Below are 7,761 nucleotides of genomic sequence, written 5' to 3'. Positions count from 1 at the left end.
CGCGAGACAGCACTTTCGCGCCGAGACGGTGGGTTTAACCCGCTGTCTCGGCGCGAAAGTGCTGTCTCGGCGTTCCGGCGGGCGGGAGCGGGGCGCGCGGGGCGGGCAGGTCAGGTGCGGTGGGCGGCGCGGCCGCCGTGGCCGCCCAGGGCGTCGGCGGCGCGGACCTGCGCGAGGTGCGACAGCGCCTGCGGGGTGTTGCCGACCTGACGGCGCGCGCCGGGGTCGTACTCCTCCGAGAACAGCCCGACGTCGTTCGCCGTCGCGCAAGCGCGACGCATGAGCGCCTCCGCATCCGCCGTCCGGCCCGAACGCGCGTACTGCTCGACGAGCCAGAACGTGCAGGCGAGGAACGGATGCTCGGTGCCCGCCAGTCCGTCCACCCCGGCCTCGGTGCGGTAGCGGTGCACGAGCCCGGTGCCCATGAGCTCGCGCTCGATGCGTCCCACCGTGGCGAGCATGCGCGGGTCGTCGGGCGCGCAGAACCCCACCTGCGGCAGAAGCAGCAGGGATGCGTCGACCTCGGTCGACCCGTAGTGCTGCACGAACGCGCCCGTCGCCGCATCCACGCCCCGTGCGTCGATCTCGGCGCGCAGGGCGTCGCGCAGCGTCAGCCACCGCTCGACGGGACCGTCGAGACCGTGTTCGCGCACCGCGCGCACGCCGCGGTCGAACGCCGCCCACATCATGGCGCGGGACTGGGTGAAGTGCTGCGGTTCGCCGCGGATCTCCCAGATGCCGTTGTCGGGTTCGTCGGCGCGGCTCTCGACACCGTCGAGGAGTGCGCGCTGCAGCGCCCACGCGAACGGTTCCTCGGCGAGCCCCGACAGGCGGGCGGCCTCGAGGGCCACCATGACCTCGCCCACCACATCCGCCTGGTACTGGTCGACGGCGCCGTTGCCGATGCGCACGGGCGCCGCCCCGTCGTAGCCCGGCAGGCTCGTGAGCTCGCGCTCGGGCAGGTCGCGCTCCCCCGCGATGCCGTACATGATCTGCATCTGCGCCGGGTCGCCCGCGATCGCGCGGATGAGCCACGACCGCCACCCCTCGGCGACGCCGAGGAACCCGTGCGCCACGAGCGTCTCGAGCGTCAGCGCGGCGTCGCGCAGCCACACGTAGCGGTAATCCCAATTGCGGGCGCCGCCGAACTGCTCCGGCAGGGATGTGGTGGCCGCCGCGACGATGCCGCCGGTGTCCTCATGGGTCAGGGCCCGCAGGACGAGGAGCGACCGCACGACCTCGTCGCGGTGCGGGCCGTCGTGGTCGATCGTGGCGGCCCACGCGGTCCACCAGTCGCGCGTGCGGGCGAGCGCCGCATCGACGTCGAGCGGTGCGGGGGTCTCGAGGTACGACTCGTTCCAGGTCGCCACGAGATCGGCGTGGCCGCCCGCCGACACCGTCACCCGTCCGCGGTGGGCGTGGCCGTGCGGTTCGAGCGCCACCCCGCGGATGATGAGGGCGTCGGGCCCGGCGATGGCGTGCAGCGCGGGCCCGGCATCCGTTCCCACCTGCCGCACCCACGGCAGGGCGCGCGCGTAGTCGAACCGGATGCGCAGGTGCGTCGTGAACTCGACGGTGCCCTCGATGCCGACGATGCGTCGCACGAGGTCCACCCGGCCGCCGTCGATCGGCAGCAGATCGTGCACCTCGGCGACGCCCGTCGCGCTCTCCCAGCGCGTCACGAGCACGAACGTGTCGCCGTCGTAGCGGCGCGTGGCCGTCGCATCGCCCTCGGGCCGCACACTCCAGTGGCCCTGCTCCTTCTCCCCGAGCATCGCCCCGAACATCGACGGCGAATCGAAGCGCGGCGCGCAGAACCAGTCGACGCTCCCCTCCCGCGACACCAGGGCGGCCGTGCGGCAGTTGCTGAGGACGGCGTAGTCCTCGATGGGGGCGCTCACCCTCCCGATCATGCCGTGCTGTCAACCCTCCCGGGCGCAGGCGTGCCCGCGACGACGGCCCGCTAACGTGGCCCCGTGACCGACACGACACTCGTGATCCTCGGCGCGACCGGAGATCTCACCTCCCGTCTGCTGCTGCCCGCCCTCGCCGAGCTGCTCGGCCGCGAACCTCACCGCACCCTGCGTCTGGTCGGTGCCGGCCGCAGCGACCTCAGTGCCACCGCCTGGCGCACCCGGGTGCGGCAGGCCTTCGGCGACGAACGATCGGACGCCGCGGATGCGGTGGCGAAAGCATCCGTGTACGTCCAGGCCGACCCGACGAAGGCGGCCGACATGGCCCGTCTCCTCGACGAGATCGAGGGGCGCGCGGTGCTGTACTTCGCGGTGCCCCCGCAGATCGCGCAGGCCTCGTGCGAGCACCTCGCCGAGGCCGGGGTGCCCGAGGGCACGATCCTGGCCCTCGAGAAGCCGTTCGGCACTGACCGCGAGAGCGCGCACGCGCTCAACGAGACGCTGCTGAAGGTCGTCCCCGAGAACCAGATCTTCCGGATCGACCACTTCCTCGGCCGGTCGACCGTGCTGAACATCCTCGGCATCCGCTTCGCGAACAGGCTCTTCGAGCCGGTGTGGAGCGCGGAGCACATCGAGTCCGTCGTCATCCGCTTCGACGAGTCGCTCGGACTCGAGGGGCGCGCCGGGTACTACGACGAAGCCGGGGCGCTCCGCGACATGATCCAGAGCCACCTGCTGCAGGTGATGGCGGTCGTCGCGATGGAGCCCCCGGCGACCCTGCACGAGACGGACTTCCGCGACGCGACGACCGCCGTGCTGCGGGCGACGTCGCTCTGGGAGGACAACGCGGTGCGTTCGGCGCGACGCGCCCGCTACACCGCGGGATCGGTCGACGGCGCGGACCTGCCCTCGTACGTGGATGAGGCGGGCGTCGATCCCGACCGCCGCACCGAGACGCTCGCCGAGGCGACATTCGAGGTGCGCACCGCCCGGTGGGAGGGCGTCCCCTTCACCCTGCGCTCCGGCAAGGCGCTCGGCGCGCCGGATGCGGAGATCGTCCTGACCTTCCGACCGGTGCGTCACCTGCCCGCCGGGTTCACGGGCGATGCCCCCGGCTCGCAGCTGCGGTTCGCCCTCGGACCCGACCGCGTGACGCTCGACCTCAACATCAACGGCGGCGAGGACCCGTTCGCGCTGCGGCGCGAGCAGATCAGCGCCACCCTCGGCGAGGGAGCGCTGCGCGCCTACGCCGAGGTGCTCTCGAGCATCCTCGACGGCGACGCCGTGCTCGCGGTTCGCGGGGATGCGGCCGAGGAGTGCTGGCGCATCGTGCAGCCGGTGCTCGACGCCTGGGCACGAGGCGAGACGCCGATCGACGAGTACCCCGCGGGCTCGTCCGGCCCGGAGAACTGGCCCGCCCTGCCGTAGCCGCCGCGCGGTCAGGCCTGCATGACGGCCAGCACGTTGCCCGCCGGATCGCGGAACCACGCGATGTCCGGCCCGCGGCCGTTGCCCCGGACGATGCCGCGTTCGTCGGAGGGGAACTCCTCATCGGAGTAGATCTTCGTCTCGACGCCGCGAGCGCGGAGATCGTCGACGGCGGCATTCACATCCGCCACCGGGAAGTTCAGGATCGTGAACGACGCCGGCTGATGCCCCGGCTTCTCGTAGACGAGCACATGGGCGCCGGAGGCCAGCACGAGCTCGAGGAATCCCATGGCGTTGTCGACCACGTCGAGCCCGAGCACGTCGCGATAGAACGTGCGGGCGGCCGCCGTGTCGTCGACGCTGAAGCCGCTGAAGGCGGCGTCGGATGTGAACACGAGAACTCCTTCGGTCGTCGGACCTCCAGCATCCTCGTCCGGATGAGCGGTGTCGAGGCCCTCGCACCCCGCCCGGTACCGTCCACGGCTTCCGGACTCATGGCGCCGCTCGGGAACAGGATGGGCACCCATACCGTTGCATGGATCGGGCCAACGGCGTCCCCTCCCCCATCGATCTCCCCAGGAGGCAACCGTGTCCGACGTTCTCGACCGCACCGCACCCACCGAGGCTCCCATCCTCGACGTCCTCTCGCAGCGCTGGAGCACCCGCGCCTACGACAGCGTGACCCCCATCGACGAGGACGCGCTGCGCGGCGCCCTCGAGGCCGCGCGCTGGTCGCCCTCGGCGTACAACAACCAGCCGTGGCGCTTCATCGTGGCCCGCCGCGGGACCGCGACGCACGAGAAGGTCGTCGCCACCCTCGTCGAGTTCAACCAGGCCTGGGCCGCCCCCGCCGGTGCGCTCGTCGTCTTCGTCGCCGAGACCGCGCGCGACGGCCGCGAGTTCCCCTCCGCCTTCTACGACCTGGGCCAGGCCGCCGCGCACTTCACCGTGCAGGCCCACGCCAACGGGCTGTACACGCACCAGCTCACCGGATTCGACCCCGCCGCCCTCGCCGCCGCGTTCTCGCTCGACGCGTCCCTCACGCCCTTCTCGGTGATGGCCGTCGGCGCCCACGGCACGATCGACGACGCACCGGAGTTCGCGCGCGACGGCGAGACCGCACCGCGGGTGCGGCGCCCCATCGCCGAGTCGCTCCTCGCCGACGACTGACCCCTCCGTCGGCTGCCCACGGTCTCGCGCGCATCGCGCGCACACCCGGAGACCGTGGGCAGCCGGCTTCGCGGGCTGACCCGTCGCGGCCCGCGCCGGCGACCCGCGCCGTGGGGCCCGCCGGCCGCCCCGCACCGTGGGGCCCAGCGGCCGCCCCGCACCGGCCTGGCGGGCCCGGCACTCTAGAGCGCGGGTGGGCGCTCCGCCACCCCGCGGCACCGCACCGCCGGCGAGGCCTAGGGTGAAGCATGATCCCGAGCATTGTCGCGGTCGGCACAGCCGTGCCGCCGACCCGGTTGACCCAGGGCGAGGTGCGCGACCTGATGGTCGCGCAGCATCCCGACAACCGGCTCACCCGCCGCCTGATCGCCGCCGCGTTCGACGCCGCGGCGATCGAGTCCCGGCACAGTGCGCTCTCGGGACTGCTGTCCGCGCCGCCCGCCGGTGCCCTGCCGATCCGTGACGGCGACCGCATCCTCGACCCCACCACATCCGAGCGCAACGCCGAGTTCCGGCGCCTGGCGCCCGCGCTCTTCGCCGAGGCCGCCCGTGCCGCGCTGTCCGACGCCGCGATCCCCGCCGACCGGGTCACCCACGTGATCACCGTCTCGTGCACCGGGCTCTTCGCTCCCGGACCGGATGTCGCGCTCGTCCGGGATCTGGGACTCGCCTCGTCCGTCGAGCGCTACCACCACGGATTCGTCGGCTGCGCCGCCGCGATCCCCGCGCTGCGGGCGGCGCACCGGATCGTCGTCGCCCAGCCTGGTTCGGTCGTCCTCGTGGTCGCCGCCGAACTGTGCTCGCTCCACATCCGGGTGTCCGAGGATCCCGAGCAGATCGTCGCGGCATCCGTGTTCGGCGACGGCGCGGCGGCCGCGATCGTCACCGACACCGGCGTCGGCACGCGCCTCGAGCTCGAGGACTTCGCCACGGCCCTGACCGACGACGGCGAACGCGACATGGCGTGGACGATCGGCGACCACGGGTTCGAGATGACCCTCACGGCCGAGGTTCCGCGCATCGTCGGCCGCGAGGTGCGCGGAGCCGTCGGGCCGCTCCTCGGGTCGGACGCGTGGGCCGTGCACCCCGGCGGGCGCAGCGTGCTCGACCGCGTCGCCGACGCCCTCGAGCTCACCGATGCCGAGATGGCGCCGTCCCGCGCGGTGCTGCGCGAGTACGGCAACATGTCGAGCGCGACGATCATGTTCATCCTGCGCGCGCTGCTGCACGACGACGCCCTGCCCGACGGCGCGACCGTCGCCGCGCTGGCGTTCGGCCCCGGCCTCTCGGTCGAGTCCGCGCGGATGCGGCGCCGCACGGCATGAGCCTCGCCATCCGCGCCACCGACCTGCGCGAGCTCATGGACGACCCGGACTGCGATCCGCGCCGGCTCGCCGCCACGCTGCGCCGGTTCGACGTCGTGAACCGGGCCGTCTCGGGATGGGGCGGCGTCTACCGGCGCACCCTCCGGCCCTGGCTGCGGGCGCTCGACCGACCGGCCCGCGTGCTCGATCTGGGATGCGGGGGCGGCGATGTCCTCGCCCGACTCGCCCGCGCCGCCGGTGCCGACGGCATCCGGGCCGAGTGGATCGGCGTCGACCCGGATCCGCGCGCCCTGACGGTGGCGCAGGAGCGCCGCAGCCCCGGCCTGTCGTTCCGCACCACGGACTCGGCGGTCCTCCGCGCGGCGGGCGAGACGTTCGACGTGGTGCTGTCGAACCATGTGCTGCACCACCTCGGCGACGAGGAGCTCACACGGTTCGCCGACGATTCGCGGGCGCTCTCGACGGGCATCGTGCTGCACGGCGACATCGAACGCGGCGCCCTCGCATACGGGCTGTACGGGGTCGGCATCCTGCCCCTCGCCCCCGGCACGTTCCTGCGCACCGACGGACTGCGCTCGATCCGGCGGAGCTTCCGCGCCGCCGAGCTGCGCGACGCCCTGCCCGGCGACTGGCAGGTCGTGCGCCCGGCACCCTTCCGTCTTCTCGCGATCGGACGCGGCCGTGCGTGACGGCGAGACCCCGGACGTCGTCATCGTCGGGTCGGGCCCCGTCGGACTGTTGCTGGGTGCGGAACTTCGCCGTCACGGCGTCGGTGCGCGGATCCTCGAGCAGCGACCGCAGCCGTCGCCGGGATCGCGGGCCATCGGCATCCACTCGCCCGTCCTCGCGGCGCTCGAGGAGTCCGATCTCACCGACGGCCTCCTCGCGCGTGCGCGGCGGGTGTCGCGTGGCGAGGCGCGCAGCGGTGCGCAGCTGCTGGGCACCGTGCGCTTCGACGGGATGCGGGTGCGCTTCCCGTTCGTGGCGACGCTCCCCCAGTCCGCCACCGAGGCGGTGCTCGCGGCGGCGGCCCCGCCGGTGGAGCACGGGTGGCGGGTGCACGGCGTGCGCCCCGACGGCCACCGCATGCGGGTGCGCGCCGAGGGTCCTGACGGCCCCGCCGAGATCAGCGCACCGCTGGTGATCGTCGCCGCGGGCGCCGCGGGGCGCGACCTCGTCTTCCACCGCGCGGGCCTCGACACGGTGTCCTACCCCGATCGCTACCTGATGGCCGATGCCCCCGCGCCGGACGACGCGGATGACGCCGCGGCGATCGTGCGGCTGGAGCGCGACGGGGTGCTCGAGTCGTTCCCGCTGCCCGGCGCGCGTCGCTTCGTGGTGTGGGATCCTCATCCGGACGACGCCGACCCGCAAGCCCGCCTCGATCGCCTGCGCCGCGCGTTGGCCCGCCGGGGCGAGCCCGCCGCCGCCGAGCGCGTGACGGCGGCAACGGGGTTCGGGGTGCGTCGGGTCGTCGCGCCGCAGCTGCGCCGCGGTCGGCTGCTCGTGGTGGGCGACGCCGCGCACGAGGTGAGCCCGATCGGCGGCCAGGGGATGAACCTCGGGCTCCTCGACGCGGCGACGCTCGCTCCGCTCGTCGCGCGATGGATGCGGACGGGCACCGCTCCCGACCCCGAACTCGAGCGGTGGCAACGACGCCGTGTCGCCTCCGCGCGGCGGGCGGCCGCATCCGCAGGGATCAACACTCGGCTCGGGCGGCCGCGCGGCGAGGTGCTGCACCGTGCCCGTTCCGCCGCGCTCCGCACGTTGCTGACCGGTCCCGCCCACCCCCTCCTCGCCCGCGCCTACGCGATGCAGTTCGACCTCGACGCCTGACCCCGCGCGGGCTCCCCCCGCGCGCCACACCCGGCCGAGCGCACATCCCGTCGCCGAGCGCACATCTCGGACCATATGCGCTCGATCAC

7 protein-coding genes are annotated in these 7,761 nt (G+C 73.8%); 5 read left to right on the top strand and 2 right to left on the bottom strand.

Translation table 11 applies throughout. The annotated features are described in order from the left end of the window. Positions 1–110 precede the first annotated feature (110 nt). Complete coding sequence (locus tag AB0N73_RS16160) at positions 111–1,901, bottom strand: glycoside hydrolase family 15 protein (RefSeq protein WP_363565361.1); 1,791 nt, start codon at positions 1,899–1,901, stop codon at positions 111–113. A gap of 75 nt (positions 1,902–1,976) precedes the next feature. Between AB0N73_RS16160 and AB0N73_RS16155 the strand changes: the two genes are divergently transcribed. Continuing rightward, entirely contained in the window at positions 1,977–3,341 is a 1,365-nt protein-coding gene (locus AB0N73_RS16155) for a glucose-6-phosphate dehydrogenase (protein WP_363565359.1), read from the top strand. An 11-nt stretch (positions 3,342–3,352) separates the two neighbouring features. Here AB0N73_RS16155 and AB0N73_RS16150 read toward each other — a convergent pair whose 3' ends face one another. Next, positions 3,353–3,736 carry a VOC family protein gene (locus AB0N73_RS16150; protein WP_363565357.1) on the bottom strand — a complete coding sequence of 128 codons (384 nt, stop codon included), beginning with the start codon at positions 3,734–3,736 and terminating at the stop codon, positions 3,353–3,355. Positions 3,737–3,929: 193 nt separating this feature from the next. On the opposite strand from AB0N73_RS16150, the gene AB0N73_RS16145 reads away from it, so the two are divergent. From AB0N73_RS16145 to AB0N73_RS16130, 4 genes are all read left to right on the top strand, one after another. Next, positions 3,930–4,511: a nitroreductase family protein gene (locus AB0N73_RS16145; RefSeq protein WP_363565355.1), complete on the top strand. Its 582-nt coding sequence runs from the start codon at positions 3,930–3,932 to the stop codon at positions 4,509–4,511. Between the two features lie 248 nt (positions 4,512–4,759). Next, complete coding sequence (locus tag AB0N73_RS16140) at positions 4,760–5,836, top strand: type III polyketide synthase (RefSeq protein ID WP_363565353.1); 1,077 nt, start codon at positions 4,760–4,762, stop codon at positions 5,834–5,836. Beyond that, positions 5,833–6,525 carry a methyltransferase domain-containing protein gene (locus tag AB0N73_RS16135; RefSeq protein ID WP_363565351.1) on the top strand — a complete coding sequence of 231 codons (693 nt, stop codon included), beginning with the start codon at positions 5,833–5,835 and terminating at the stop codon, positions 6,523–6,525. Before AB0N73_RS16140 ends, AB0N73_RS16135 begins: the two co-directional genes overlap by 4 nt. Then, positions 6,518–7,672 (top strand): NAD(P)/FAD-dependent oxidoreductase, encoded by a 1,155-nt coding sequence (locus AB0N73_RS16130; protein WP_363565349.1) that lies wholly within the window; start codon positions 6,518–6,520, stop codon positions 7,670–7,672. The genes AB0N73_RS16135 and AB0N73_RS16130 overlap by 8 nt, the downstream gene beginning before the upstream one ends. Positions 7,673–7,761 lie beyond the last annotated feature (89 nt).

The sequence above is a fragment of the Microbacterium sp. NPDC089189 genome, assembly GCF_040685095.1.
Classification (GTDB): domain Bacteria; phylum Actinomycetota; class Actinomycetes; order Actinomycetales; family Microbacteriaceae; genus Microbacterium.
Note: the sequence above shows the minus strand (reverse complement) of the source record. Positions and strands in the feature narration are given on the sequence as shown.

Coding starts and splice junctions, on each gene's coding strand:
- AB0N73_RS16135 (WP_363565351.1), top strand. CDS start 5,833: ATGAGCCTCGCCATCCGCGCCACCGACCTGCGCGAGCTCATGGACGAC.
- AB0N73_RS16140 (WP_363565353.1), top strand. CDS start 4,760: ATGATCCCGAGCATTGTCGCGGTCGGCACAGCCGTGCCGCCGACCCGG.